We start from the raw sequence: 24993 nt of genomic DNA on the forward strand, positions 1-24993 counted from the left end.
CCGTGGCTCTCCCTTTTCGCATACAAAAAAACGCGCTCATCCACTCCCGGACAAACGCGGCCGGTTCTCTTCACGGGTGAACCCTAAAACCGAAAGAAGCTAGACGTGACATGACTCCCGTCAAAACCTAAACAGGGCACCCAAGAACCGATTGCGCGGTGGCGTCTTGCACGGTTCCTTCTCAATGATTTTTATCACGTTCAGATTGAGGTATGCTTAGTAGGAATCCAAAGGAGGTCATTCCATGTTTGAAGCCAGCTATATCGAAACGGTACGCTCAATTTTCCAAGAACAGAAACAGCTCGCCGAGAACGCGTTGAAGCAAGTGAACGACGAGGATATGCATCGTGTGCTCGCGAAAGACACGCTCTCGATCGCGGTCATCGTCCAGCACATCTCGAACAATATGAAGTCGCGCTGGACCGACTTTCTGACGACGGACGGCGAGAAGCCGGACCGGAACCGCGACGCCGAGTTCGAGGACCAGCACCAGTCACGCGCCGAACTGATGGCGACGTGGGATGAACGTTGGCAACTGTTGGACGACGTCTTAGCGAGCCTCACGCAAGAAGACCTCGGCAAGACCGTCTTCATCCGCGGTGAAGAGAAGAGCGTCATCTGGGCGATCGAGAAGCAAGTGTCCCACTACAGCTATCACGTCGGACAGATCGTCTATCTCGCGAAGCTGTTCGCCGGTGAGAACTGGAACGTGTTGACGATTCCGTTGCCGCATCAACGGAACGGCTGACGTCTCGTGAACAAGGCGACGATGGCGAGGATGATCCCACACGCGACAATCAACATGTGGGTCAATAATAGATAGACGACGCCGTCGAAGCCGCCGTAATGCCCGAACAGGTTCACCAGCAACGGATACGTGCCGATACCATAGAGAACGAACCCGCCCGCCCCAAGCAGTCGCTGTCGACGCTTATGGCGGGTTTTTCGTAGGACAAATATAAGCAGGCCAAGCGCCATGATGTTCATGATCAAATAGACGATGAACATGATATCCCCTCCTTGGCTAGCGTCAGGAGACGTTGTTCGAGCGATCCGTCGAACGGGAAGTCGTTTATCTCGATTCGCCGGTTCACGTCTTCAATTGTGTTCCAGACATGTGTCACGACGTCGTCCGGATAGCCGAACCGGACCCGATTGACTGCGAATTCGTCTTCGTCGACAAGCCGCCATTCGCCTCCTCTGTCAGCCACGAGGTCTAGGTCTAAATCGATGAATTCGATGACGTCCCCGTCTAATCGAGGAACAAGACCGATGTTGCAGTAATGACGAATCGCCCCGTCTGGCTCTAAATCGAGCTGGACCGTGAATCCGTCTCGGCGCATGAAACACTCGAGCGAATGTGATTGATATGTATAACAGGCTTGTCGGGTATGGTGCTGTAACGTCCGGCCCGGTCCGGCGTATAGCAGGATGCATTCGCCATCCTCCTCGATGAGTCGGCTCGTCCACTCGTAATGCAGGCTCTCATCATACTTCCTCACTTGAACGGTGCGTGTCTCGTTCATCTTCCTCACTCCTTCTTATGAATTAATCTGCTCATGTCTTTTTCTTTATGTAAACCCATTCACAAACACGAAACATGTTTCATTCGATGGAACGTGTGCTTTTCAACGTGCCACCTCTTCGATTCCTCAATTTTCCATGATAGTATTCAACATGTAAAGCGCTTACAAAAATGAAACGTCAAAGGATGGATGGTTATGAAGCGAGCAGTCAATATATTGCAAGACTTCGGGAAATCATTGTTCGCTCCGGTTCTCATCTTACCGATCGTCGGACTCTTCATCGCCTTCGGGAACATGTTCGGTAACGGGAACTTGGCAACGTATGTCCCATTTTTAAGCAATCCTTATATTCAAGGCTTCGGTCAATTGCTGTCAGGCAGTGCCGTCGCCATCTTAGTCAATCTTGCCCTCGTTTTCGCCGTCGGGATTCCGATCGGCCTCGCTAAAAAAGATAAAGGGTACGCCGCCTTGACCGGCCTCGTCACGTTCATCATCTTCATGAACGCGATGAACCTGACCCTCAGCTTGACTGGGAATCTCGCAGATCCGGACACGATGCGTGCTGCCGGACAAGGGATGGTCCTCGGGGTGCAAGTGCTCGAGATGGGCGTCTTCGCCGGGATTTTGATCGGTGGACTCGTCGGCTACTTACATAACAAATACTCAAGCGTCCAATTCGAAGGCGTGATGGCCATCTATTCCGGTCACCGTTTCGTCGTCATCTTGGCAATCCCGACCGCCATCGCCCTCGGGTTCGCGATGACGTTCATCTGGCCGTATGCGCAGAGCGCCATCACGAGCTCGGCCCTGTTCATCAAGAGTGCCGGCGGCTTCGGGGTCTTCCTTTACGGATTCCTCGAGCGGGTATTGATTCCGACCGGGTTGCATCACCTCGTCTACACCCCGTTCTTATATACCGAATTGGGTGGTACGGCTGAAGTGTGTGGCCAGATGTACAACGGCGCACGGAATATCTACTTCGCGGAGATGGCGTGTCAAGACGTCACCCAGCTGAGCACGACGGCCGTATGGGATGCACGAGGCATCGCCAAGATGTTCGGTCTGACGGCTGCCGCACTCGCCATGTACGTCACCGCGTCACCGTCTAAAAAGAATGCAGCGAAAGCCATCCTGTTCCCGGCTGCCTTGACGTCGTTCTTGCTCGGTGTCACAGAACCGATTGAGTTCGCATTCTTGTTCACGGCACCGTTGCTCTTCGTCGTCCACGCGGTATTGACCGGTGTCGGCATGACGCTCTATTACTTGCTTGACGTCCACGCGATCGGCGCGAATGGTGCCATCGACTTCGTCTTGTATAACTTGCCGCTCGGTCTCGAGAAGTCGAACTGGCATATGTATATCCTCGTCGGATTGATCATGTCGGTCCTCTACTTCCTCGTCTTCCGGACGTTGATTTTGAAGCTCGACTTGAAGACACCGGGACGTGGCGATGAGGCGGAAGAAGTGAAACTGTATGACAAAAAAGACTATCAGGCCAAACAGACGGATGAAGTAGCCGCAACCGAAATCGGTGTCGGTCACGTCATCATCGACGGGCTCGGCGGTCGCGACAATATCGACACGGTCGACAACTGTTACACCCGGCTGCGTGTCACCGTGAAAGACACGAGTAAAATCGATGAGCCGACCTTGCTCTCGACCGGGGCCAAAGGCGTCATCAAGTCAGGCGATAACATTCAAGTCGTATACGGTCTGCATGTGAAGAAAATGCGGGATGCAGTCGAAGACGTATTATAACCAAGGAGGAATTACTATGAGTAAACAAGCACCTTTCATTTTAACAATCGTCGGTGGCGGTAGTACCTATACACCAGGGATCGTGAAAAGTTTGATGGTTCGTCTAGAAGAGTTCCCGCTGAAAGAGATCCGTCTGTATGATCTTGATGCCGAGCGTCAACTCGCCGTCTCTAAAGTCGTCGAGTACGTCATCCGCCAGCATACGAACGACGTCAAACTGACCGTGACGACCGACCCTGCCGAAGCATTCACTGCGGCCGACTATGTGTTCGCCCAAATGCGCGTCGGAAAATACAAGATGCGCGAACACGATGAAAAAATCCCGCTCCGTCACCAAGTCGTCGGGCAAGAGACGTGTGGTCCCGGTGGACTCGCCTACGGCCTTCGTACGATTGAACCGATGATTCAGCTGATTGATTTCGTCGAACAGTACGCGAATGATGCCTGGATAATCAACTACTCGAACCCGGCCGCCATCGTGGCCGAAGGGATCCGTCGCTTACGCCCTGACGCCAAAGTGCTCAACATTTGTGACATGCCGGTCGGCGTCATGCGCAACATGGCCGCCGTGCTCGGGGTCGAACGTGAAGACTTGACGGTCAACTACTTCGGGCTCAACCACTTCGGTTGGTTCACGGAAGTGTTCGTCGACGGCGAGGACAAGTTGCCGGAGCTGCGTGAACACATCGCCAAATTTGGTTTGTTGACCGAAGACATCTCCGTCATCGACGTCCAACACTCGGACCCATCATGGGTGAAGACGTATAAGAACATCAAACCGCTCATGGATTACTTCCCGGAGTATATTCCGAACCCATACATGCAGTACTACTTGATGAGCACGGACATCGTCGACGGCTCGAACCCGGAACATACACGTGCCAACGAAGTCATGGCCGGACGTGAGAAGACGTTGTTCGAGGCCATCCGTACATTCGAAGAGACCGGTGAGATGCCAGAGGCGTTCCACGTCGGCGTGCACGGGATCTTCATCGTCGATGTCGCCATCTCGCTCGCGTTCGACCGCCGGGAGCGTCATCTCGTCATCGTCGAGAACAATGGTGCCATCGCCAATATCCCGGATGACGCCATGGTCGAAGTCCCGGCCTACATCACGTCACACGGTCCGGAACCGATCCGTGTCGGTCACATCCCGCTCTTCTATAAAGGCTTGATGGAACAACAACTCGCCAGTGAGAAGTTGCTCGTCGAAGCGACGATTGAAGGTTCGTACGAGAAGGCACTTCAAGCGTTCACGTTGAACAAGACGGTCCCATCGGCCCGTCATGCGAAACTGATTCTCGACGAGATGATTGAAGCGAACGCCGGGTTCTGGCCTGACCTTCAATCTCGTCACACGCTCGTCCGCAACTAAATGCAGAAGTGGTCCCTCAAAGGACCGCTTCTTTTTTCATGGCGACTCGCTTATGATGAAAAGGTGTGAAAGGAGGAATGGACGATGGAGCCATCCGTTTGGGACTTATTGCGAGGCAAGAACCGGTTGACCGAGATGGAGTATAGCGTCCTCTTATTCGCTGCCGAGAACGTCTCGCTCGTTCGCGAGATGAACATACGCGAACTGGCGGCCCGGTGCTACACGTCACCTGCCACCATCATCCGGCTCTGCAAAAAGCTTGGGTTTAGCGGCTATAGTGAATTCTTATTTTTCTTAAAAGGACAACAGCCGACACTGCAGCAAACCGAGCGGCCCCACCATGAAGCGTGGGCTGATCAGTTCCGGACGCATGTGACGAATTTTGAGCGCACGAACGCCTTGATTTCAGAGCAAGTCTCGGACTTCCATCAATTGTTGGATGCGAGTCGGTCGATTTTTTTATACGGCGCCGGCTTCTCCACGTTCTTTGCCGAATATATGGCGAAGAAGTTGCATCTTCAAAAGAAGCAGGCATGGGTCAGTTCAGCTGGCGACAGCCGGAGCCTGTTTCTCGCTCACATTGAACATCAGGACTTGTTCATCGCCTTCTCTCGTAGTGGCGAGACCGAGTCCGTTCTCGAGAAGGTGAACATCGCCAAACAACATGACATTCCCGTCATCGCGTTCACGCGTGCGACGAAAAATCGTTTGGGCGAGCTCGCAACTGTACATATTCCGATTTATGATGACCAGCGGGAAGAGTCGACAGCGGCGTCTTCCTACGATTCAAACTTACTGCTCGTGATGGAGATGTTACTCCACCGCTGACAAATGGCCGCACCAGTTCCCTGGCGCGGCCATTGTTTATTTCTCGACGTTGATTGTATATTCGTAACGAGATTCTCCAATCGACTCATAGTTCGCGTCCGACGGTCCATCGATGACGACTTTCACGTCCGCTAACTCTTCCGGCATCGCTTTGACGAAGAAGAGGACGTTCCCTTCCTTCTTCACTTTCCCGAGGAACTCGCCGCCGACATCATCTGAGAACCACAAGTCAGCCGACACTTGCTCCCCCGTGTTTGTCACGAGCGTTGCCTGGTTGGGGTGGAAACTGATGGTGTCGTCAATCGTATTCTCGACGATGACATTCATCGCGACGACTGTCACTTCTTCTTGCCCGTCAAACGAGTCGCGATACGCTTCGTTGACCGTAAGTCGGGATGTCTGCACTTTATCGATGGCGAAATTCACGGAGCCGATCGTTTCTGTAATATCGAGCGCTTTGTTCTTCATGAAGATTTGGTTTGAACCAAGTTCACTCTCCTGCACTTCTGCTTCTTCTGTTGATTCTGCCGCCGGTGCTTTCTTCTTCTCTGCCTCTACGACTTCCTCCGTTTCGGTCGCTGTCGTCTTCAGTTCATCGGCTTCTCCGCAGCCTGCAAGCAATGCAAGGGGTAAAGCGAGGATCAATCCGTATCGTTTCATGTTCATCTTATTTCTCTCCTTTTTCGTATGAGTGGTGGTTGATAAGATGAGCATACTGGATTGTCTAGCCTGACCGGTGTAAGAAAACGTATAGGGTCGTCATCCTGAATAAATAAAAGCCAAGGTCCGCGATTGGACCTTGACTTCTCATGCTTTATCCTCGTGATTTAAGCTCTTCTTCTTCATACGGATCGGGTCCGTCCTCGATTGGTGCATCATCTTCGATGTAGGCTTCAAGTTTAGGGTCACGTTCCACATACTCATCGTACGCCCCTTCTGGACCGTAGACGAAGTAACGACGATCTTTCGATGACTTAGGCTTTACCTTTTTCTCACTCATCTCGTTTCCCTCCCCTTTCCAGAACAGAAGCAACGGTTACAGTGGTATTTACCCGGTTTTTTACCGGTTTAAATGGTATTGGGTCGATTGTAAACGAAAACCGACATCTTTGCATCCCTATCAAATGGAATGAAACTTTTTCGGAGTTGAGTCGTAAATAATGATAACGAATAGATGAGGGGACGAGATGGATGAGTTTATTAAAAACAGGATTCGTTCGCGGTGTGAAGTGGTTCGCGCTATTCGGGTTGCTGGCGACGTATCAGTGGTGGAGCGGAAATATGGAAGGCGTACATAATATGCTCGTCTATGGCGGGATGGCATTTTTCCTCGGCCTGACAAGCGTCATTTATGAAGTGAGACGTTGGTCGTTCCCGAAACAGATTTTCATCCATTGGGCGACGATGCATGTGACGATTCTACCGCTCGTCATATTCAGTGGTTTTCTGCCAGTGACGTCGATGCAAGATGCCCTGTCGGTTTACTTGAAGTTTAATGTGAGCGGGCTTGTTTTGTTCACGCTATCCAGAATGCTTTTGAAAGTGCGACAACAAATCAAAACCTCATAAATAAAAGCAGCTCGAAGGCGCGCCTTCGAGCTGCTTCATGTCTGTTGATCGAATAATCCTGAAAAGTTCGAATCGACGTCTTCGTATGGGTCGACGTATGACTTGACCGTCTTCCGTTCTTGTCGAGCTGTTCCGAGCGTCATCCCGAGCCTTTGATGCTCCGCCTCGATTAACCGGGCAATCTGCTGGCTGTCGTCGACGAGTTGTCGAATCACCGTCTGGTCGGCGTCCTTCAAGTCCGGGCCGTGCGCCGCGAGCAATTGCTCGCGATCGTCAAGTAGCTCATGGATTTGGTCCATCCATGTGTCGTATGTCGGCTCTTCCGGGACTTGCGCCAATAGGTCTTTTAATCGCTGTGTTTTGAAGATGATTTCATCGATGGGTCTCATGCTTGTTTCGCGAGTTTCATCGCTTCTTTCCACGTGTCGCGGAGCTCCGTCGTAAAGTCGAGCACTTCGTCGAGAATCGTCGTGTCGTTTTTGACGTTCGCATCGACGAGACGACGCCACATATACTCATAGAGCGAGTCCAAGTTCGCTGAGATAGCAACGTCTTTATTTAACGTCAAGCGCATCTCCTGGAAAATAGCTTGTGTCTTCTGAATGTTCGTGTTCTTTAAGTCTGGATTTCCTTGCTCGATGGCGAGTTTGGCGAGGCGCATGAACTTGAGCGCCCCGTCATACAGCATGAGCGTCAATTCCTGTGGGTTTGCGGTCGTGACCGCGTTGTTTTGATATGCTGCATATGGATTGGCTACCATTTAAATTCCTCCTCTTACATCCCGCCGCCTAAGAACTGTTGCAGTGACGCGGCTTGCGAGTTCGCCTGGTTCATCGCCGTCTCCATCGCTGCGAAGCGACGGTAATAGGCGTTTTCTTTATCGACAAGTAGTGCATTTAATCGCTGAATTCGAGTATCGATGGCTGTCATCTCTTTCCCCATCGAGTGGGTCTGCGAACCAGATCCGTCCGCCCCGGCAATCCGTGTGATTGTCGCTCTCGAATCAGCTGCCGCATCACGGATTTGTGGAAGCAGTCCACTTTCCGCATTCGTAAATAATTGATATACCTGTTCTGGATCCTTCTCGATGGCGGCTTTGAGTTTCTCTTCGTTCAACTCAATTTTTCCTCCGTTCGTGAAGTCAGATCCGGTCGCGAGACCGATTTGGAACAGCTGTTGCATCGTGTCATCGTTCGTTGAAGCTGATGTACTCGACCATTTGCTACGCATCGTATCCATCGCGCCGCGGACAATCGTATCACCGCGAAGCATCCCGCTCATCGCTTTTTCTTCCCACTTCTTGATTTCATCTTCAGACAATTCATCACGTTGCGCCTGTGTGAGCGGAGTAAATGAACGGAAACGGTCTTCTTTGACTTTCTTGTTCATCAAATCAATCGTCTCATTATATTTATCGACAAACCCTTTGATGTTATCAAACACTTTTTGGGTGTCAGTTGCGGCTGATAGCGTGACAGGTGTTGGGTTACTTGCTTCTTTAAACTCAGCTTTCAAAGTGATGGTCATGTTGTCAAACGTGACAGTATTCGAGGAACGAGTCACATCAATCCCGTTGATTTTAAATTTAGCATCTACACCAATTGGAGCGTCGCTTAGCCCGAGAGCGATTCGCGATTCTGCATCAAAATCGATTGTCGCGGCTTGCCCTGTCGCTTTCGTCGAAATTGAAATTTTTCCAGTTGACGGTTCAAAAAATGCTGATAAACCGGTATCCTTACCGTTCAATTGACTGATTAAATCTTGAACCGTCGCATCCGCACCTAGTTCAATTTTTTGATGTGGCCCTGTCGCAGACGACTTAAATCCTAGTTCATACCCTGTACCGTTCGTGTACTCTGCAACGACACCTTTCGGAATGACGCCTTCTGGATATTTTGTCAGCTCATTTGCCGTCAGCTTACCTGTGACCGCATCATACGTGAAATCATCATTGATTAACGTGTTGCCATCCTTATCTTTTAAGACGACGGTTGAAAAGTCTAATCCTTTAGCCAATATCATTTCTTTCCCATCAGCATCTTGATGGACACGCTTTTGTCCGACGACTAATCCTTTGAGGTCCGAGATTTTCGTGGTAGCTGTAATCGGTTGGTCCGCCTTGGTGAGTGGCGCAACTACGGTTGAAGCAGCAGTCGCCAAATTCTCCACGGATTCAATCTTGATTGCCGTGTTCCCACTCGATGGTCCAGCTACTACTGAGACACGTGACTCATCTGATGAGCTCGACGTCTTCGCATAGAAATTTCGGCTGAACATGAGATCGACCGCACTGTTCCTTAGTGTCATGAGTGAGCGATTGATTTCGCGATAAGCGTCTCGTTTCCATTCAGTCGTCTGTTTCTTTTGTTCAAGCTTGTCGACCGGCACCCGTTCCACTTGCATCAATTGTTTAATAATCGTATCGGTATCAATTCCACTGGCGAGCCCGCCGAATCGGATCGGTGATGTCATGATGTACCTCCTTTATACACGTTCATCGAAGAGCTGATTAAATTCCATGAACGCCGCAAAGAAATCAAGTGACTTCTTGCTTGGTATTTCACGGATGACTTCGTTGTTCGTATCCACGATTTGAATATAATAGTCGTTCAATTTTTCATGTTTCATAAATTTTAACCCGGTACGTTGTTGTTCGAGTACCAAGTTCGCCTTCTCGACGGCCGCTTCTAACTTCGTCACGTGTTGAGGCGTCGGGAGAATGACGATACCTTCGTCGGCGAGCGCTTTTTGATTCGCTTCGACGAACACGTTTTTCGTTTGTTCATACGGCAAGACAGAAGAAGGTAGGTGAAGCCGGACTTCAGAGATAATTGGATTCATAAGCTGTCACACCTCATTATGATTTCTTCAATATCTATATCGGCATCAGATTCGTAATCTTCAACATAATCGTGTTCACTAATTCGTCCAATCTAAAATAGAAACAAAAGCATACGTTGAAACCAACTGGGTAAATAATATACGAACGTATATTCTTATCAGGAGGGGTTAATTGTGAAGTGGGACGAGTTAACGACTTACGAGAAAAGTTTATTGTTGGGGACTTTGCTAGGAGACGGTCATATCAGCATTCATAAAAAGAAATATCCAAATGCGAATTTGCGGTATGGTGAACACTTTTCTATCAAGCAGCTTGAGTACCGGGAATGGAAATTGAAACAAGCTCCTCGAATTTTCTCGAGTATCATCAAGAATAACAATGGGACAAGCGCATCGCTTACTTCAAAATACGATGAATTATTCACTTGGCTCCGTGACCAACTGTATATTGCCGGTAAAAAAAGCATCCCGCTTCATCTGCTTTCAGAGTGTACTGACTCGGTTTTTTTATTAGCTCTCTATCTTGATGACGGCAGTCTTTGTTTAACAAGGTCGAGTCGTTCTAACAAAAATCAAATCATTTTGACACCACACATCGCTTTATACCTACAAGCTTTCCACCCATCTGAGTTAAACTATTTTAGCCAATTTATTCATGAGACATTTGGACACCAATTCGTGTTAAGCCGACGGAATGATGGACATAACTACATCCTCCGAATACAGAAGACCCAAGAAGCTCTCAATTTCCTTGAGTTCACAAAACCATATGCAACTGAAATCCCGTCGATGGCATGGAAATTAGACTGGGAATATCGATTGTCACAAGAGAAAGACGAAAATCCTGATAAAGTAGTGATTACCTCTAAGCCGAAGAATGATTACACAGAAGAAGATATTGAGTATATTGTCACTTCGAAGTTACGTGGACAGACGGATCAAGAAATCGCAAACGCGTTAGGCAGAACGTATTGGTCTATCGTGTACAAATGGCAGGACATTAAGAAAAACAGATTAAGAGAGGTCGAGACTGTGTATGTAAGTTAAAAAACTCCCACGGCTCTTGAGAGTCGTGGGAGTCATAAAGCTTGATATAGAGCCAATTAACGAAGCAATTGAAGAACTGCTTGCGGCTGCTGATTCGATTGCGACATCATAGCTTGTGCAGCTTGGTTAAGGATGTTGTTCTTCGTGAAGTTCATCATCTCTTTAGCCATGTCTACGTCACGGATACGTGATTCAGCGGCTTGGAGGTTTTCTGCCGAAGTGCTCAAGTTACTAATTGTATGCTCAAGGCGGTTTTGAGTCGCTCCAAGTTTAGAACGTTCACCCGAAACATTTTGGATAGCTTTATCTAAGACCGCAACAGCTGAATTAGCGCCATCTTTTGTACGAAGATCAATATCTTTTACGAAACCTTCGCTTGTTCCACCTAATGTGTTTGTAGAAATCTCATTAATTGCAACTAAAATGTTTTGATCTTTGTTGGCACCAATTTGAAGTGATGCTCCACTACTCGCAACTGTAACTGTAGCACCTGTAGCAGCGTTTCCTTTTGCTAAAAATTCAGCGCCTTGATAGTTAATTTCTTGCCCTACTCCCGTGACCGATTGTGAAACACTGTCAGGGTTAGTAACTGTAACTACCGCATCGGCTCCATCAGTAAATCCTGGTGTACCAGACATGAGTGCGCTATCTGCCCCTGTAATTGCAAGCGTTTTTCCAGAACCAAATTCATTAGCAGTAAAAGTTAATTCGTCTGTATTGAAACTAGCTACAAAACCTGTCTCAGTAGATTTAGCATTAATAGCATTTAGTAATTCTTGTTTTGTAGTGACGTTAGACGTATCAATGCTAGCCCCATTAATTGAAATAGTTTTTGAAGTAGCGCCGAAAGCAGTGTTTACATCAGCGTCAGCAGCATAAGATGCTCCAGTTCCTACAGCTTTTGTAGCAGCAGTAGTGACTGTAACTGAGTAGTCTCCAACTTTCAAACCAGATGTGCTAACAACTTCTACGTTGGCTGAGTTGTTAGATGCACCTACAGAAGCCAAGCTACCGTTCAACAACTTTTGAGTGTTAAATTCTGTAGTTTCCGAGATACGGTTAATTTCTGATTTAAGTTGTTCTACTTCTTTCTGGATTTCTTTACGATCATCGCCAGTGTTTGTATCGTTTGAGGACTGTACAGATAACTCACGCATACGTTGAAGGATTGAATGAGTCTCGTTCAACGCACCTTCAGCCGTTTGAATCATCGAAATTCCGTCTTGCGAGTTACGAGTCGCTTGATCGAGACCACGAATCTGTCCGCGCATTTTTTCAGAGATTGCGAGACCAGCAGCATCGTCACCCGCACGGTTGATGCGAAGACCTGAAGATAATTTCTCCATCGCTTTACCAGTTTGTGCTGTGTTGAATGACATGTTGCGGTGTGCGTTCATTGAGTTAAGGTTGTGGTTAATAATCATTGTAATTTCCCTCCATAGGTTTGAGTTTTTTCCGCTCTTCCAAATCCATTTGTCCGAGCATACAAGGCTTAGGCCGGCCCCTCACCTTGTATTAGTTGGAACGTTTTATCGTTTCCATACTCTATATCGGAGCCAACTCGAATCTGTTTAGTGTTTTTCTCAACTTTCTACTCATTTTCCGTAGTTTCTTAGTTTTGAATAGAAAAACGACCCATCGCTGGGTCGCTCCTCCTTACGCTTCCACCTTCACTTGCTCCGTCTCATTCTGCAAACTCTCTGCGACACGAACGAGTTCCGTCATCGCGCCGTTCACTTCACCGAGACTCGCTGCCTGTTGGCTCGCCGCTGACGTGACTTCTGTCGCGTAGCGCGATGCCTCTTCAACCATACCAACGATGCCAGCCGAGTTCGTGACGACCGAGTCGATCTGCCCACGCGACTCATCCAAGAGCGCATCGACCGAATGGACGTGGCTGTACACTTCGTTCGCCGAGTTGTGAATCGACGCGAACGCACCGCCCGCCTTCTCGACGAGACCGACGCCCGTCTCCACTTCGGCTTTCACGTTCGCCATCGAAGACGACGTGTCGCCGACGAGACGTTTCACGTCAACAATCAAATCCGTGATTTCTTGCGTCGAGTTCGCCGTCTGTTCGGCAAGTTTTTTGACTTCGGCCGCGACGACTGCGAAGCCGCGTCCATGTTCACCAGCCCGTGCCGCTTCAATCGAGGCGTTCAAGGCGAGCAAGTTCGTCTGCGCCGAGATATCGCTGATGACGTCCGTGATGCGCGAGATTTCGCCTGTCATTTCTGTCAACTTGCTGTTGAGCGTCGACGACTGTTCGACTTTGCCGGCGATCGCATGCATCGCATCGACCGACGACGAGGCGAGGCCTTTGCCGCTCTCGGCCTCTTGTTGCATCTCACTCGCTGATTCGAGCGCAGAGCCCATCTCTTGACGGATGTTCTCCATCGTCCGGGCGACGGCACCGAGCAGATCCATCGAGCTATATGTCGCGTTGACGTTGTCTTCGAGCATTTTGTTCAACGCGTCCATCGCTTGGCGGATGTTCTCACCGGCGATATTCCCTTCTTGGACCGCTGCCGCGATCTCTTGCGCCGAACCGGTGAGCTGGTCCGCCGTGTAACGCATGTTCGTCCCTTGTTCCCGCAGGTGTCCGACCATATTGTCCATCGACAGAAGCAGACGCCCCATCTCCGAACGGTCTGTCGTCGTTTCGCTCGCGAACACGACCGTCAAATCGCCATTGCCGACCTCGACTGCCTTATCTGACGCCGATTCGATCGCCTTGAGCGGGCGACGGGCGATCAAGTAGATGACAGCTCCACCTAAACCTGAAATGAGCAACGCCACGGCCGTCCCGACGAGCATGACCTGTCCTTTCGCCATCTCAAGCTCCGTGAGCAATAAGAGCGTGATCCAGCCGACCGCTCCGCCCGTGATAAAGGATGTGACCAAAATCCAAGCGAGCAGTTGGGTCGTAAAGTTTTTGAATAGCTTCACTATGAGTTCCTCCTCTGTGTAATTCATCACCTACTATATCGTCCGATTGCCAGCTTTTGTATAGCGTTTTCAGTTGAAGTTTTGGTCAATGAAAAAACGCCCTCGTCACTGAGAGCGTCCAGATTAATAACGGTCATCTTCACTTGTCTTACGTTCTTCGTTATGCGTCGTCATAAGTGCATCGAGCGCGAGCGCAATCGCGGCTGCCCAGTGTAGCACCATGCCGATGAGCGGGATGACCCCGAGTACCGAAGCCGTGATGCCGACGATGGCCCCGACTGAAATCCGTTTCAGCCGCGACACCGATAAGACGAGCAAGACGATATGGAACACGAGCATGAACCCGAGCGGTGTGTAGCCCATGCTGATGATGAACAGCCCACCGAGTGCCGGGATGCCGAGAAACGCCTCAAAGGCGGCCCCGAGCCATTTCAAATTCCGAAACATTTATCTCACCTCACAGTTCTAATAGATAGAACTCATAGCCGCCGTTTTCCGCAAATCCGGCCCGCTTGTAAATCTCGAGCGCGGCCTTGTTCTCCGTCTCGACGTCGAGCTCGAGCTTCGTCCGGCCCATGCGGAACAGCTGCTGGACCATCTGCTTCAACATCTTCGTGCCGTAGCCCTTGCCTTGCTCGTCCGCCTTGACGCCGAACGCGTGGATGCTGCCGGCATCTTCGCCCGAAAGGAGCGCGCGAATGACCCCGACCGGACGACCATCGACCTCACCGATGTACGTCACGCGGTCCGGCGTGTCAATCTGTTGATAGATGTTCTCCGTCACGTCGAGCGGGTCGCCGAACGCCTCACTGAGCGTCTCGATGATGAGCGGACGGTCGGCGTCCGTCGCCTCGCGGAGCGACACTTCGTCCGGCTTCAAGAACAGCTCGGCTTTTTTGAGCACCAAGTTATATTCCGAGAACTGGTACGCCGCGCCGAGATGGTCGATGACCGCCTTGCCGTCCTTCGATTTGCGATCGATGACGAACGTGAACGCTTCACAGCCATTCTGTTTCGCGTCCTGCTTCGCCGTTTCAAAGAGCGCCTTGAAGACGCCTTGTTTCCGATAGTCCGGATGCACGAGCGCATTCACTTCATACTCGTTCGGGAGATACGGGAAGAGCATCATATAGCCGACGAGCGTGTCACCCTCATAGACGGCATAGTCGTTCTGGCCGACCGCCACGTGCCCGAGTTTCACGTCAATCTTGTCATATGCGTTGACCGCTGCCTCGAGCGCGCCAACCTGTTCTGCCTGTCTCACTTCTTCTACTGTCCAATTCATGAAATCACCTCACGTCATATTGTAGCATAATCGAAAAAGCCCGCCGTAGCGGGCGGACTCATAACGTCCGGAATTCGAGCTCCGGGAGCGTCTCGAGCAGTTCCGTGATTTCGTCCGTGTGTGCCTCGGCACCCGGGACGGCCTCGGTCGGTTCGACCCAGAAGAACGTCTTGTCGCTCGCACCGAGGTAGTTGCCGTAGCCGACTTCCTGGGCGAACGCCTCTTCCGATAGTTCACGGTCAATCAAGTCCAAATGGAACAACAACTGGTCGTCGCCGTCCTCGACGTTATAGTAGAGGTCGAACGTGCCGTAGCTGTTCTTGTCGCCGACATCGACGACGTCCTGCGCCTTCTCGATATAGACGTCCCCGCGCTCAATCGCCTCGACGATTTTCGATGGGAGAATGATCTCATAACCGAGCTCACGGTCACGGATCGTCTGCGTCGTATCGTCAGTCCGTCCCCGGGACGAAACGACACCGACCGTTGCAACGAGGGCACCCGTCACGCCGAGCGCGACCGCCCACTTCATTGTTTTGTTCATATGGATTCACTCCTCTTTGGTCTAGCCATGAGACGATTATCGCACAAAATGAACGTAAATCATTAAATATTCTGAAAAAATGTTTAGGGATGCGTTGACGCACGTTCCGCAATCCCATACGATAAAAGTATCGCATTATAGAAAAGAGGAACTGACATGTCAAACGAACAACAATTGTCACGCGCACAGCTCGACGCGCTCTTAAAGAACGTCTTCGCCCTTCAAATCCCGGTCATCGAGAAGTTCATGACCGACCTGTTCAGAAAGTACGTCTCGACAGCGTCCACGTTCAAACAGGACATGGACACGATGAAAGCGACGGAGTGGCATAAGCAGTTCTTCGGTCAGAAAGTGATGCCGCACTTGTTCATCGAGAACCTTGGCTTCGGCGCGTCGTTCCGTCACCAGGAGCAAGACAAAGTCGTCAAAATCCCGGACAATATGACGGTCGTGAAACCGGACTCGGACGACCAGATTGAAGAGATTCTCCAAAACCTCGACAAGACGATGGCGTCGATGGAAGGCATCAAAAACAAAGGACTCGTCAAAAAGTTCTATAAAGAGACGCTCGAACTCATCTGCCAGCTCGGTAGCCGGACTGGGATGATGGACGAGTTTTATGAGCAAGTAAAAGGCAGCTTAACGAAAGCTTGACCACCTATCCACGTCCTCGGACGTGGATTTTTTTAATGTCCGTTCCTTGTCTCGAACACCGCCAAGCGCTCGATATTGGCCAAAATCGGTTTCGCCTTCCCAATCAACGTCTGCGTCGTCTCAAGCGACAGCGATTGTTGATGCGCCTCCATACTTGCCCACACCTCATAGACGACGATCGACTCATCGTCGAGCGAGACGTTCACCCGGTACGCCGCGCACGTCGGCTCTCGTTCCATCGCCGTAGTCGCCTCGAGCAAAATCGCGAGTAGCGTCTCGCGCTCACCTGGTACGGCCGTCAGTTTCCCAATCAATCCATAGGACATATTCATCCCTCCTTGTCATATCGATTCGCCGCCGGCACCAAACTTTCCTTTACGTTGAATTGGCTACGGCTATGCAGCACGACCCCGACCATGACGAGCGAGATGCCGATGAGCGACAGTCCGGACGGCAGATGCGCTTGGAGAAAAATCAACTCGCCGATGAGCGCGAACAGCACCTCGAGCGCCTGGGTCGCCTCGACCGTGGCCAGTTTCCCCATATCGTGTTTGACGAGGTCGGTCGCCTTGAAGAAGAGCACTGTCGCGACGACGCCCGATAACAGTGCGACGAGAAGCGTCTGCGTCAGTTGCGAGCTCGTTGGCGCCCCCGTCGTCAGCCCGTAGCCGAACAAAAGGAGCCAGACCGGGAGCGAGCCGATGCACATGCCAAGGATGCGCTCGAACACGTCGAGGTCGGTGTGGGCCATCATCTTCCGGTTGCCGAGCGGATAGGCGAACGCGGCAATCAATACCGGCACCACCCCAATCCATAGAAAACGCGGCTCAAAGTCAGCAAAGAACTCGACTTGCATCAAGACGACGCCGAACAGGATGAGTCCCGAGAAGCGGAGCGCCGTCCACGGAATCCGCTCCCGCTTCCCGTCACTCCGGCGGAACAGCGGTGACAACAGCGCCCCGGCGATAATCGTCACTTGCCACGTGCCGGCGATAAGCCAAGGTGGGGCGACCTCGGCGGCGAGACAGATCGGGACGTAAAACAGACCGAATCCGACTGTCCCCCAGACGAGCCACGGCCACGGCTCATCGACGATGGCGCGGCGTACGCGCGTCATGCCACCCCGGACGGCCACGACTAGCATGAGTAGCGGAATCATGAACAGGAAGCGGAGCGAGACGCTATACGCCCAACTCCCCCCGCCGACCTGCATCGATTCATTCAAGACGAACGTGCTCGCAAAAAACAAGGCGGCGAGCACACCTAATAACAATGGACGCATACGTTCTCTCCTTTCTGAATCCCCACTTGTTCCCTATCCATCCCGCATTTCCCTGCCTCCACCAAAAAAATCAAGCAGCGCCGGCTGCTTGATTCGTCTCAATGAATATCGCGTTTTCGGAAATTCCCACCTTTGACCTCCGACACCTCGTACACGACGACGAACGCCTCGGGGTCGACTTGGTTGATGATTTCTTTCATCTTCCGCTCCTCGAGCCGGTTGATGACGCCCGTGATCTCGTAATAGCACTCTTTCGAATAAGCGCCTTGAATCTGGTTGAGCGTCGCACTCCGGCCGAGCCGGTCCCGCACCGTCTCGACCATGACGTCCGGTACGCTCGTGATGATTTTGAACGTCTTCGCCCCACTGAGCCCCTCCTCGACGATATGAATCACTTTCGAGGCGATGAAGTAGGCGATGGCCGATAGGACCGCTCCTTGCAGGCCGAACACCGTCGAGACGACGATAAAGACGAACACGTTCAAGAAGAGAATCAAGTCGCTCGTCCCGAACGGCAACTTCTTCGATAACAAGACGGCCAGCATGTCGATGCCGTCGAGCGCGCCCCCGTTCCGGAGCGACAGCCCCATCCCGAGCCCAAGAATGATTCCGCCGACGACCGTGACGAGGAGCGTGTCCCCATCGATGATCGTCGGGACGCGGTGCATGATGAGTGTACCGACTGAGAGCGAGGCGATGCCCGTGACCGATAGGATGGCAAAGCTCTTCCCAATCTGCTTATAGCCGAGATAGACGAACGGGATGTTCAGGATGCCAAGGAACACGCCGAGCGGGACCCCCGTGAGTTGGGAGACGACGATGCTGATTCCGGTGACGCCTCCATCCGACACGCTGTTCGGGATTAACACCGACTCGAGGCCGTACGCCGCGATCATCCCGCCGATGATGTTCATGATGATTTGAAAGCCCATGAGCCAGGCTCGATTGTCACGTTTCATGAGTAACGTCCTCCTTTTTGATTCAACCTTCCTAGTCTAGCATAAAAAAATAGTAGAATAACATCTCTGGCATCGCTGAAAAAGTTGTGTCAGATTGTCTGCCGCTTCTGCTTCATCCCGTGTGAGGTTTGCTATACTGAAAAGAAAAAGGAGTGACCCCCGATGCAGCGTCCACCGATGCCTTCCCCGTCTCCGGAGGAAGTGCTCCGTTTGAAACGTGTCCACAACCCAATCAAACCGACCGAACTTCTCGCCAAGGGGCTACTCCTGTTAATCGGGTCGTTCATCTTCGCCATCGGTCTCGAGGCGTTCCTTGTCCCGAACCAAATCATCGACGGCGGCATCGTCGGCGTCTCGATCATCACGTCGTATTTGACGGAGACGAAGCTCGCCATCTGGCTCGTCCTGTTCAACTTGCCGTTCATCTTCTTCGGCTATCGCCAAATCGGGAAGACGTTCGCCATCGTCACGTTGATCGCCATCATGCTCATGTCCGGCTTCACGATTTTGCTTCATACAATCGAACCGTTCACGGACGACCTGCTGTTGTCGACTGTGTTCGGCGGCTTCCTGCTCGGAGCCGGCATCGGCCTCGTCATCCGGGCCGGTGGGTCGCTCGACGGGACCGAGATTTTGGCCGTGTCGTTCACGGACCGGCTCCCGTTCTCCGTCGGCGAGATCGTCATGTTCTTCAACATCTTCATCCTCGGGACGGCCGGCTTCGTCTTCAGCTGGGACCGGGCGATGTACTCGCTCATCACGTACTTCGTCGCCTTCAAAACGATCGATATCGTGCTCGAGGGGCTCGACCAGTCGAAGGCGGCGTGGATCATCACGACGGCGCCGGACGACATCGGTCAGGCCATTATGGACCGGCTCGGCCGGGGCGTGACGTACTTGCATGGTGAAGGGGCCTATACGGGCGACGGCAAGAAAGTCGTCTTCACCGTCATCAGTCGATTAGAAGAAACGAAATTGAAGGACATCCTCGACGACTATGACGAGAAGGCGTTCCTCGCCATCGGCAATATCCATGACGTCCGAGGCGGCCAGTTCAAAAAGAAAAATATCCACTAAAAAAATCGGCCCTCGGGACCGATTTTTTGTTTATCCGATTTTCGCTTGATCGCGCCCGCTCGTCTTCGCCTGATAGAGCGCGGCGTCGGCCCGTTCGAACACGACCGTGCCCGGCTCGGCCCCGGCGAGCGAGGCCCCGAGCGATACCGTCATCGGGATGGGCGTCCCTTCGAACGAGAACGGGGTGTCACGGATGACCTTGACGATCTCGTCCGCCATCACCCGGAGGTCGTCCGCATCCTCGAGCACCATCAGAAACTCTTCCCCGCCGTAGCGCCCGACGAAGCCGTCCGGCGGACAGTTCGCCTGTAACGTTTGACCGATGTGATGAAGCGCCGCGTCACCGGCCCGATGGCCATATGTATCGTTCAACTGCTTGAACCGGTCGACATCGATGACGAACAGCGCCCAAGGGAGACCCGACATCTCGACCTCGTTCAATCGTTCGAGCGTCATATAGCGGTTCGGGAGACCCGTCAGCTCGTCAATCGTCGCCCGCTGCGTATGCAGTCGGAACATGCGCAGGTGCGTCTCAATCTGTTTCGCGACCCAGTAACACATCCAACCGCCGAGGAACGTCATGACGAAATACGGCAAGAACACGGTCGTGAACGCCTGGATCGGGACATTACCCGCAATCCGAAACAAGACGAGCACGGCCCCGAACACGAGATAGGCCGAATACAAGTGACCGCGTCGCATCACCAGTCGATTTAACACGAGCGACAACACGAAGAACAAGCCGAGCGTGCCGAACGAGCGGATGAATTGGTCGGTCATGCCGTCGAGACCGAAGCGACCGAGAAGAGTCAGCCCCATCGTGACGGCGACCCCGACCGGTCCGGCATAGGCGCCTGAGAGCGCGAGCGGGATAATCCGGAGGTCGACCCTTGCCTCTCCGACTTGAAACGAGTTGACCGTCAACAGTACGGCCGCGAGCCCCATGGCGAGACCGAACCAGATGCGGACTGCATAAGGAGAACCTGCCTGAATCGGCAACAGCTGGCGCATGAGATACAGGGCCAGAGATAAAACGAGATAGATGATACTGACATTGATGAAAAAAATGTTGATGACTTGACCCAAGCCTTGTCCTCTCCCGCCATTTCTTTCCTCCTATCCTATCGTACAAAAGTGACGCATGTCACCCTATCCAAATTTTAGGACAGCTAAAAAGCCGGAAGCTCACGCTTCCGACTTGTTTTGCATCATCTGTTTCATCAAGTTGGCGCTGTCGCGGGCCGATTCGTTCTCGGCCTGCATCTGGACGTACACCTCATGGCGATGGATATCGATATGGCGCGGGGCATCGATGCCGAGCTTGACCTGGTCGCCTTCGATGGCGAGCACGGTGAGCGTCACATCGTCCCCGATATGGATGGCCTCGCCTTGTTTTCGTTTCAATACGAGCATCAGCGCACCTCTTCTTTCTGACCGCCGAGCGGGAACCGGGCCGGGTAGACGTCATCCAAGATGACCTGCTTCCCGCGGCGCTCTTTCGTCTCGATGACGATCGGGGCCTTCAAGTTGAGCGTCGAGGCGTCGAACGGATCGCGGAGCGTCACGATGGCATACACCGAGACGTGTTCCGCCTCATCGATGCCGAGCTGCTCTTTCGCGCCGTCGGTCAACTCGAACGCATAGTCCGACTTGTGCCAGAACGGGTTCGTCACGACGAAGGCGCAGGCCGGATCCTCGAGCGACTGGAGCGACCAGAACGGGAGCTCGTCGCCGTATGGGATGAGGGCGAACGTCTTCGACTCCGGGAACCCGGGAATCTCGCTGACGAACGAGATCGTCTCGTCTTCATTTACTTCAATTTTACCAAAATAGTCTGTCTCAATGAACATGGATTGTCCTCACTTTCAACGCGTCTCATCATACATGCCACCGACCGGCCACATCTCGAGCGATGCCTGTTGACGGAGCGAGATGTCCGTCGTCCATGGCGTGAACGAGATATCGGCCGGGGTGAGTGATACATCAATCTGTGCCGGCGTCAGGTTCCACTCGATTTTGACATCCGCCGGCGTATACGTCAACTTCACGCGGTCGAGTGACTTCGGCATGAAGTCCATGTCGACGACCGGGTACGGGGAGCTCGTCTTCTCGGCGGCGATCGCGGCGATCGGATTGCCGTTCTCGATGCGCATGAGCCGGTCCCCGTCCCTGGCCGTGGTCGATGTCGCTTCTCGGGCTGCCTGCTCCCCGAGCTGACCGAAGTGACGGCCGAGCTCGAGTGCTGCCTTCAAGTTGCTTTCACTGCGCGCGACCGACGAGTCGACCTCAAGCGTGCCGCCTGTCGTCTGTTGGGTCATCTCGACCTTGCCTTGCGTCATCGACACATCGGCCCGGCCTTGCCGCATCTCGAGGTGGGGCCGGTTCGACGTGATTTGGATGGCGGCCTGCGTCTGCCGCATCTCAAGCCGAGCGATATTCATCGCTTACCGGAGGAAGTCGAGGAGCGTCGGTTGGATGATACGCGCCCCGGCCGATAGTGCGGCCCGGTGCACCGTCTCGTGAGACTTAAGCTCCATGATGACTTTTTCGATGTCGATGTCCTCGTTATCGGACATGATCGTCTTGGCGATAATCTCATGTTCTTGCAGGCGATTGTCGACGAGTTCTAACCGGTTGGCGCGGGCGCCGAGTTCGGCCCGCTCCGTAATCAAGTTTTGGGCGATGACATCGAGGTCAGCGAGTTCGTTCGAGAGCACTTCACCAGATGTGTTCGGGTCAGCCAATTTCGAGACGAGGTCGTGGAGTCCAGCGAACACATCGCTGCCGAACACCGTCTCCGGCTGCATGTTCACTTGAACGGTGATGCCTTTCGATACTTCGAAGGCGACTTTCCCGCTCGCGGCCGGTGCCCCGCCTGGGTAGATGCTGTTGACATCTCCGTCCGGGTCGGCGAGGAACGCCTTCAAGGCGTCCATGTCGACGAGCGGTTGGTCCGTCTTCGTGCCGTTGTAAATATATTTCTCGCCCGACTTCGCGTTCGCGAGCGAGCCGAGATGTTCGATCAACTGATTGACCTCACTCTGGATGATTTGACGCTGCGACGACTCGTACGTATCGTTGGCCGCCTGTGTCGTCAATTCACGAATCCGTTTGACGGCTTCCGTCACTTCGTTCAACGTCGAATCGGTCAAGTCCATCCAGCTCGTCGCCTCGCTGACGTTGCGGCGGAATTGGTCGACCTCACGCACCTCGGTCCGGTAGCGCATGCCCTGCATGGCGACGACCGGGTCCTCGGACGCCTTCTGAATCCGTTTCCCGCTGATGAGCTGTTCTTGGACTTGGGCAAGCTTGTTATAACTGCTCGATAAATGTTTCAAGTTCGTCTGTGTGAGCATCGTCTGTGTGACTCGCATCAAGCATTACCTCCCTACGACACCCATGCCGTTGATAATTTTGTCGAGCATCTCGTCGACGGCCGTGATGTTGCGGGCCGCCGCATTATAGGCGTGTTGATATTGGATCATCATCGTCATCTCTTCGTCGAGCGACACGGCGCTCACCGCTTGGCGGCGCTGGTCTGAGCTCGCCATGAGCGCGAACGTGCTCTGGGCGAGGCGTCCGCTCTGGTCGGCGGCGACGGCCATGTTGCCGATGACGTTCTGATAGTATTTTCCGATCGACGTATCCGTCTGGACCGACCCGTCGAAGCTGAGCGTGGCCGACTTCAAGTTTGCCAAGGCGAGGGCACCGCTACCGTCCCCGATATTGCCGTCTTGAGAAGCGGCAATCAAATCGAGGTTGTTCATGACGGCGTCGCTCACTTTAATCGTCGCTGCGCTCGCCGTTCCTTCAAAGAAGTTCGCCGTGCCGGCGTTGCCTTTGGCGTCCATGTTTGTGCTATGGGCGGTGTTGAAGGCCGAGGCGAACTTGCCGGCCATCTCGTCCAAGTCTTTCAACATCGTCGCGTAGACGCCGTTCACGCTACCTGATTCTGGCGTGTCCGTGCCGTACATCTCGACGAGCGCTTTCCATTTGCCGTTCGGCATCGTGGCGTGCGTGAGTGCCACGTCCGCTCCGCTTGCATCGGTCATATCGAGACCGTCGAACGATCCGACCGTGCCGTTGATGCCGTCAACGAGTTTGTGGTCGACGCCATTGATCGAGACGACGATGTCGATGCGGCCCTCAGCGACTTTTTGTGAGTTACCGCGCGACTCCCCGTTCGTATAGTCGACCGGGACGCGTGTGAAGTCCATGTATTGGGCGAGTTCGTCCATATAGCGGTCACGCTCGTCATACAGTTCATTCGGAAGCACGCCTAGCGGCTCCGCATCCCCGATTTGACGGTTGACCTGACTGATTTTCGTCATCAAGTCGTTCACTTTCTTGACGACGACGTCACCTTCCGATGCCAGATCGGCCTGCACTTTTTGAAGCGAGGACGACATGTAGTTGAACGTCTCTGCGAGCGTCATCGCCCGTTGGCGCACGACACTGCGCGCGCCGGCATCATCCGGGTTGACCGACAAGTCTTGGAGCGAGGCCCAGAACAAGTCGAGCGATTTGGCGAGTCCTGTCTCGGAAGGCTCGTTAACGATATCCTCCATCCGACCGAACGCCGCCTCTTTCGTCGCGTAGTAGGCGTTCTTCACCGACTCGTCGCGGTATTGCTGGTCAATCATCAAATCGCGGATTCGGGCGAGCGTCTCACCGCGTACACCAGTCCCGAACTGCCCGGCCTTCGTTCCCCCGAAGTTGACGCTGAGTTGTTCGGTCATGCCGAGTGACAAGCGTTGGCGCGAGTAACCCGGATTCGAGGCGTTGGCGACGTTATTCCCCGTCGCCTGGAGCGCCCATTGGTGCGTCGTTAAACTGCGGCGCGCCGTTTCTAATCCCATAAATGTTGAGCCCATCAAACTTCCTCCTTATACATCCCGGCTGAACGAGCGCGTCTCGAGCGCCTGTTGACCGTACGTGAAATCATCTGCCTCTGGCATGAGCATGTCCAAATGCCATTCGATATACCGGAGCGACTGTTCGAGCAGGACAGCGTTCAGTTCATTCTGCCGTTTCAGCTCGAGGACGACCGGTCGTAACGCTTCTTTCTCTTCATCGTCCAAAACGAGCGTTCCTTGAAGTCGTTCCGCTTCTTTTTGTTTGATTTGTCGGAGAATCGTCGCCTCTTCTTTGACGAGGGCGCTAAAAGCGGGCATGTCTCCGTTGACGAGCAGTCGTTCTTTGTCATATGCCAGTTCGAGTAAACGTGTATGTAATGTGAGCATAAGTCTCTCCTTTGTCCAAAAAAAGAGCCGACTAAAGAAAGGGTGTCCCTTGTTTA

General features: G+C 52.7%; 31 protein-coding genes. 8 read left to right on the top strand and 23 right to left on the bottom strand.

What is annotated here, in order from left to right; genetic code table 11:
- Nucleotides 1-244: 244 nt before the first annotated feature.
- Nucleotides 245-748: a DUF1572 family protein gene (locus tag KNP95_RS02650; protein WP_131472871.1), complete on the top strand. Its 504-nt coding sequence runs from the start codon at nt 245-247 to the stop codon at nt 746-748.
- Here KNP95_RS02650 and KNP95_RS02655 read toward each other — a convergent pair.
- Together KNP95_RS02655 and KNP95_RS02660 are read right to left on the bottom strand one after the other, a co-directional pair.
- Nucleotides 733-1008: a hypothetical protein gene (locus tag KNP95_RS02655; protein ID WP_131472872.1), complete on the bottom strand. Its 276-nt coding sequence runs from the start codon at nt 1006-1008 to the stop codon at nt 733-735. The genes KNP95_RS02650 and KNP95_RS02655 overlap by 16 nt on opposite strands.
- Nucleotides 990-1526 carry a DUF402 domain-containing protein gene (locus KNP95_RS02660; RefSeq protein WP_214835290.1) on the bottom strand — a complete coding sequence of 179 codons (537 nt, stop codon included), beginning with the start codon at nt 1524-1526 and terminating at the stop codon, nt 990-992. Before KNP95_RS02660 ends, KNP95_RS02655 begins: the two co-directional genes overlap by 19 nt.
- 255 nt (nt 1527-1781) lie before the next feature.
- Here KNP95_RS02660 and KNP95_RS02665 point away from each other — a divergent pair, with 255 nt between their 5' ends.
- The 3 genes from KNP95_RS02665 to KNP95_RS02675 all read left to right on the top strand — a co-directional run bounded on the left by KNP95_RS02665 (nt 1782) and on the right by KNP95_RS02675 (nt 5487).
- Nucleotides 1782-3284, top strand: coding sequence for a PTS transporter subunit EIIC (locus KNP95_RS02665; protein ID WP_483299315.1), 1503 nt, complete (start codon nt 1782-1784; stop codon nt 3282-3284).
- Between the two features lie 16 nt (nt 3285-3300).
- Nucleotides 3301-4659: a 6-phospho-alpha-glucosidase gene (locus tag KNP95_RS02670; RefSeq protein WP_131472875.1), complete on the top strand. Its 1359-nt coding sequence runs from the start codon at nt 3301-3303 to the stop codon at nt 4657-4659.
- 84 nt (nt 4660-4743) lie between these two features.
- Nucleotides 4744-5487, top strand: coding sequence for a MurR/RpiR family transcriptional regulator (locus KNP95_RS02675; RefSeq protein ID WP_214835294.1), 744 nt, complete (start codon nt 4744-4746; stop codon nt 5485-5487).
- Nucleotides 5488-5523: 36 nt separating this feature from the next.
- Here the strand turns inward: KNP95_RS02675 and KNP95_RS02680 are convergent, their stop codons facing one another.
- Entirely contained in the window at nt 5524-6153 is a 630-nt protein-coding gene (locus KNP95_RS02680; RefSeq protein WP_214835296.1) for a DUF4352 domain-containing protein, read from the bottom strand.
- 148 nt (nt 6154-6301) lie between these two features.
- Nucleotides 6302-6487: a hypothetical protein gene (locus KNP95_RS02685; RefSeq protein WP_029595024.1), complete on the bottom strand. Its 186-nt coding sequence runs from the start codon at nt 6485-6487 to the stop codon at nt 6302-6304.
- Nucleotides 6488-6678: 191 nt separating this feature from the next.
- On the opposite strand from KNP95_RS02685, the gene KNP95_RS02690 reads away from it, so the two are divergent.
- The gene (locus tag KNP95_RS02690; protein ID WP_214835298.1) at nt 6679-7056 is read left to right on the top strand and encodes a DUF3021 family protein; all 378 of its coding nucleotides are present in this window, start codon (nt 6679-6681) and stop codon (nt 7054-7056) included.
- 35 nt (nt 7057-7091) lie between these two features.
- On the opposite strand, the gene KNP95_RS02695 is transcribed toward KNP95_RS02690, so the two are convergent.
- From KNP95_RS02695 to KNP95_RS02710, 4 genes are read right to left on the bottom strand one after another with little or no spacing between them, the layout of a single operon-like run.
- The gene (locus KNP95_RS02695; protein ID WP_214835300.1) at nt 7092-7445 is read right to left on the bottom strand and encodes a flagellar protein FliT; all 354 of its coding nucleotides are present in this window, start codon (nt 7443-7445) and stop codon (nt 7092-7094) included.
- On the bottom strand, nt 7442-7816 hold the full coding sequence (gene fliS / locus KNP95_RS02700; protein ID WP_214753877.1) for a flagellar export chaperone FliS: 375 nt from the start codon (nt 7814-7816) through the stop codon (nt 7442-7444). The genes KNP95_RS02695 and fliS overlap by 4 nt, the downstream gene beginning before the upstream one ends.
- A 14-nt stretch (nt 7817-7830) precedes the next feature.
- Nucleotides 7831-9528 (bottom strand): flagellar filament capping protein FliD, encoded by a 1698-nt coding sequence (gene fliD, locus KNP95_RS02705; RefSeq protein ID WP_214835302.1) that lies wholly within the window; start codon nt 9526-9528, stop codon nt 7831-7833.
- Nucleotides 9529-9540: 12 nt separating this feature from the next.
- Nucleotides 9541-9897 carry a flagellar protein FlaG gene (locus tag KNP95_RS02710; RefSeq protein WP_214835304.1) on the bottom strand — a complete coding sequence of 119 codons (357 nt, stop codon included), beginning with the start codon at nt 9895-9897 and terminating at the stop codon, nt 9541-9543.
- Between the two features lie 174 nt (nt 9898-10071).
- Here KNP95_RS02710 and KNP95_RS02715 point away from each other — a divergent pair, with 174 nt between their 5' ends.
- Nucleotides 10072-10944 (top strand): endonuclease, encoded by an 873-nt coding sequence (locus KNP95_RS02715; RefSeq protein WP_214835306.1) that lies wholly within the window; start codon nt 10072-10074, stop codon nt 10942-10944.
- Between the two features lie 56 nt (nt 10945-11000).
- On the opposite strand, the gene KNP95_RS02720 is transcribed toward KNP95_RS02715, so the two are convergent.
- From KNP95_RS02720 to KNP95_RS02740, 5 genes are all read right to left on the bottom strand, one after another.
- A complete protein-coding gene (locus tag KNP95_RS02720) occupies nt 11001-12368 on the bottom strand; it encodes a flagellin N-terminal helical domain-containing protein (RefSeq protein ID WP_214835308.1) in 1368 nt (455 codons plus the stop codon).
- 232 nt (nt 12369-12600) lie between these two features.
- Complete coding sequence (locus tag KNP95_RS02725) at nt 12601-13893, bottom strand: methyl-accepting chemotaxis protein (protein ID WP_152567749.1); 1293 nt, start codon at nt 13891-13893, stop codon at nt 12601-12603.
- Between the two features lie 123 nt (nt 13894-14016).
- Nucleotides 14017-14340: a hypothetical protein gene (locus tag KNP95_RS02730; RefSeq protein ID WP_214835309.1), complete on the bottom strand. Its 324-nt coding sequence runs from the start codon at nt 14338-14340 to the stop codon at nt 14017-14019.
- 10 nt (nt 14341-14350) lie between these two features.
- Complete coding sequence (locus KNP95_RS02735) at nt 14351-15178, bottom strand: GNAT family N-acetyltransferase (RefSeq protein WP_214835311.1); 828 nt, start codon at nt 15176-15178, stop codon at nt 14351-14353.
- 58 nt (nt 15179-15236) lie between these two features.
- Entirely contained in the window at nt 15237-15722 is a 486-nt protein-coding gene (locus KNP95_RS02740; protein ID WP_214835313.1) for a hypothetical protein, read from the bottom strand.
- A 156-nt stretch (nt 15723-15878) separates the two neighbouring features.
- On the opposite strand from KNP95_RS02740, the gene KNP95_RS02745 reads away from it, so the two are divergent.
- Nucleotides 15879-16376: a hypothetical protein gene (locus tag KNP95_RS02745; protein WP_029595011.1), complete on the top strand. Its 498-nt coding sequence runs from the start codon at nt 15879-15881 to the stop codon at nt 16374-16376.
- A 32-nt stretch (nt 16377-16408) separates the two neighbouring features.
- On the opposite strand, the gene KNP95_RS02750 is transcribed toward KNP95_RS02745, so the two are convergent.
- From KNP95_RS02750 to KNP95_RS02760, 3 genes are all read right to left on the bottom strand, one after another.
- Complete coding sequence (locus KNP95_RS02750; RefSeq protein ID WP_214835315.1) at nt 16409-16702, bottom strand: putative quinol monooxygenase; 294 nt, start codon at nt 16700-16702, stop codon at nt 16409-16411.
- Nucleotides 16703-16704: 2 nt separating this feature from the next.
- On the bottom strand, nt 16705-17658 hold the full coding sequence (locus tag KNP95_RS02755; RefSeq protein ID WP_214835317.1) for a DMT family transporter: 954 nt from the start codon (nt 17656-17658) through the stop codon (nt 16705-16707).
- Nucleotides 17659-17756: 98 nt separating this feature from the next.
- Nucleotides 17757-18617 (bottom strand): YitT family protein, encoded by an 861-nt coding sequence (locus KNP95_RS02760; protein WP_214835318.1) that lies wholly within the window; start codon nt 18615-18617, stop codon nt 17757-17759.
- Between the two features lie 162 nt (nt 18618-18779).
- Between KNP95_RS02760 and KNP95_RS02765 the strand changes: the two genes are divergently transcribed.
- Complete coding sequence (locus KNP95_RS02765; protein ID WP_021066564.1) at nt 18780-19694, top strand: YitT family protein; 915 nt, start codon at nt 18780-18782, stop codon at nt 19692-19694.
- Nucleotides 19695-19724: 30 nt separating this feature from the next.
- Here KNP95_RS02765 and KNP95_RS02770 read toward each other — a convergent pair whose 3' ends face one another.
- From KNP95_RS02770 to flgN, 7 genes are all read right to left on the bottom strand, one after another.
- Nucleotides 19725-20780, bottom strand: coding sequence for a GGDEF domain-containing protein (locus KNP95_RS02770; RefSeq protein ID WP_251138448.1), 1056 nt, complete (start codon nt 20778-20780; stop codon nt 19725-19727).
- A 99-nt stretch (nt 20781-20879) separates the two neighbouring features.
- Nucleotides 20880-21107, bottom strand: a complete 228-nt coding sequence (gene csrA, locus KNP95_RS02775) for a carbon storage regulator CsrA (protein WP_021066562.1) — start codon at nt 21105-21107, stop codon at nt 20880-20882.
- Nucleotides 21107-21544: a flagellar assembly protein FliW gene (gene fliW / locus KNP95_RS02780; RefSeq protein ID WP_029595007.1), complete on the bottom strand. Its 438-nt coding sequence runs from the start codon at nt 21542-21544 to the stop codon at nt 21107-21109. Before fliW ends, csrA begins: the two co-directional genes overlap by 1 nt.
- A gap of 15 nt (nt 21545-21559) precedes the next feature.
- Entirely contained in the window at nt 21560-22135 is a 576-nt protein-coding gene (locus tag KNP95_RS02785; protein WP_214835320.1) for a DUF6470 family protein, read from the bottom strand.
- Between the two features lie 3 nt (nt 22136-22138).
- On the bottom strand, nt 22139-23068 hold the full coding sequence (gene flgL, locus KNP95_RS02790) for a flagellar hook-associated protein FlgL (RefSeq protein ID WP_214835322.1): 930 nt from the start codon (nt 23066-23068) through the stop codon (nt 22139-22141).
- Between the two features lie 6 nt (nt 23069-23074).
- Nucleotides 23075-24568 carry a flagellar hook-associated protein FlgK gene (flgK, locus tag KNP95_RS02795; RefSeq protein ID WP_131472894.1) on the bottom strand — a complete coding sequence of 498 codons (1494 nt, stop codon included), beginning with the start codon at nt 24566-24568 and terminating at the stop codon, nt 23075-23077.
- A 12-nt stretch (nt 24569-24580) separates the two neighbouring features.
- Nucleotides 24581-24937: a flagellar export chaperone FlgN gene (gene flgN, locus KNP95_RS02800; RefSeq protein WP_029595003.1), complete on the bottom strand. Its 357-nt coding sequence runs from the start codon at nt 24935-24937 to the stop codon at nt 24581-24583.
- Nucleotides 24938-24993 lie beyond the last annotated feature (56 nt).

Source organism: Exiguobacterium sp. s36, from assembly GCF_018618345.1.
GTDB lineage: Bacteria > Bacillota > Bacilli > Exiguobacteriales > Exiguobacteriaceae > Exiguobacterium > Exiguobacterium chiriqhucha.

What these genes read in the sequence shown, in the direction of transcription:
- KNP95_RS02650 (WP_131472871.1), top strand. Translation starts at nt 245, where the DNA reads ATGTTTGAAGCCAGCTATATCGAAACGGTACGCTCAATTTTCCAAGAA.
- KNP95_RS02655 (WP_131472872.1), bottom strand. Translation starts at nt 1,008, where the DNA reads ATGTTCATCGTCTATTTGATCATGAACATCATGGCGCTTGGCCTGCTT.
- KNP95_RS02660 (WP_214835290.1), bottom strand. Translation starts at nt 1,526, where the DNA reads ATGAACGAGACACGCACCGTTCAAGTGAGGAAGTATGATGAGAGCCTG.
- KNP95_RS02670 (WP_131472875.1), top strand. Translation starts at nt 3,301, where the DNA reads ATGAGTAAACAAGCACCTTTCATTTTAACAATCGTCGGTGGCGGTAGT.
- KNP95_RS02675 (WP_214835294.1), top strand. Translation starts at nt 4,744, where the DNA reads ATGGAGCCATCCGTTTGGGACTTATTGCGAGGCAAGAACCGGTTGACC.
- KNP95_RS02680 (WP_214835296.1), bottom strand. Translation starts at nt 6,153, where the DNA reads ATGAACATGAAACGATACGGATTGATCCTCGCTTTACCCCTTGCATTG.
- KNP95_RS02685 (WP_029595024.1), bottom strand. Translation starts at nt 6,487, where the DNA reads ATGAGTGAGAAAAAGGTAAAGCCTAAGTCATCGAAAGATCGTCGTTAC.
- KNP95_RS02690 (WP_214835298.1), top strand. Translation starts at nt 6,679, where the DNA reads ATGAGTTTATTAAAAACAGGATTCGTTCGCGGTGTGAAGTGGTTCGCG.
- KNP95_RS02695 (WP_214835300.1), bottom strand. Translation starts at nt 7,445, where the DNA reads ATGAGACCCATCGATGAAATCATCTTCAAAACACAGCGATTAAAAGAC.
- fliS (WP_214753877.1), bottom strand. Translation starts at nt 7,816, where the DNA reads ATGGTAGCCAATCCATATGCAGCATATCAAAACAACGCGGTCACGACC.
- fliD (WP_214835302.1), bottom strand. Translation starts at nt 9,528, where the DNA reads ATGACATCACCGATCCGATTCGGCGGGCTCGCCAGTGGAATTGATACC.
- KNP95_RS02710 (WP_214835304.1), bottom strand. Translation starts at nt 9,897, where the DNA reads ATGAATCCAATTATCTCTGAAGTCCGGCTTCACCTACCTTCTTCTGTC.
- KNP95_RS02720 (WP_214835308.1), bottom strand. Translation starts at nt 12,368, where the DNA reads ATGATTATTAACCACAACCTTAACTCAATGAACGCACACCGCAACATG.
- KNP95_RS02730 (WP_214835309.1), bottom strand. Translation starts at nt 14,340, where the DNA reads ATGTTTCGGAATTTGAAATGGCTCGGGGCCGCCTTTGAGGCGTTTCTC.
- KNP95_RS02735 (WP_214835311.1), bottom strand. Translation starts at nt 15,178, where the DNA reads ATGAATTGGACAGTAGAAGAAGTGAGACAGGCAGAACAGGTTGGCGCG.
- KNP95_RS02740 (WP_214835313.1), bottom strand. Translation starts at nt 15,722, where the DNA reads ATGAACAAAACAATGAAGTGGGCGGTCGCGCTCGGCGTGACGGGTGCC.
- KNP95_RS02745 (WP_029595011.1), top strand. Translation starts at nt 15,879, where the DNA reads ATGTCAAACGAACAACAATTGTCACGCGCACAGCTCGACGCGCTCTTA.
- KNP95_RS02750 (WP_214835315.1), bottom strand. Translation starts at nt 16,702, where the DNA reads ATGTCCTATGGATTGATTGGGAAACTGACGGCCGTACCAGGTGAGCGC.
- KNP95_RS02755 (WP_214835317.1), bottom strand. Translation starts at nt 17,658, where the DNA reads ATGCGTCCATTGTTATTAGGTGTGCTCGCCGCCTTGTTTTTTGCGAGC.
- KNP95_RS02760 (WP_214835318.1), bottom strand. Translation starts at nt 18,617, where the DNA reads ATGAAACGTGACAATCGAGCCTGGCTCATGGGCTTTCAAATCATCATG.
- KNP95_RS02765 (WP_021066564.1), top strand. Translation starts at nt 18,780, where the DNA reads ATGCAGCGTCCACCGATGCCTTCCCCGTCTCCGGAGGAAGTGCTCCGT.
- csrA (WP_021066562.1), bottom strand. Translation starts at nt 21,107, where the DNA reads ATGCTCGTATTGAAACGAAAACAAGGCGAGGCCATCCATATCGGGGAC.
- fliW (WP_029595007.1), bottom strand. Translation starts at nt 21,544, where the DNA reads ATGTTCATTGAGACAGACTATTTTGGTAAAATTGAAGTAAATGAAGAC.
- KNP95_RS02785 (WP_214835320.1), bottom strand. Translation starts at nt 22,135, where the DNA reads ATGAATATCGCTCGGCTTGAGATGCGGCAGACGCAGGCCGCCATCCAA.
- flgL (WP_214835322.1), bottom strand. Translation starts at nt 23,068, where the DNA reads ATGCGAGTCACACAGACGATGCTCACACAGACGAACTTGAAACATTTA.
- flgK (WP_131472894.1), bottom strand. Translation starts at nt 24,568, where the DNA reads ATGGGCTCAACATTTATGGGATTAGAAACGGCGCGCCGCAGTTTAACG.
- flgN (WP_029595003.1), bottom strand. Translation starts at nt 24,937, where the DNA reads ATGCTCACATTACATACACGTTTACTCGAACTGGCATATGACAAAGAA.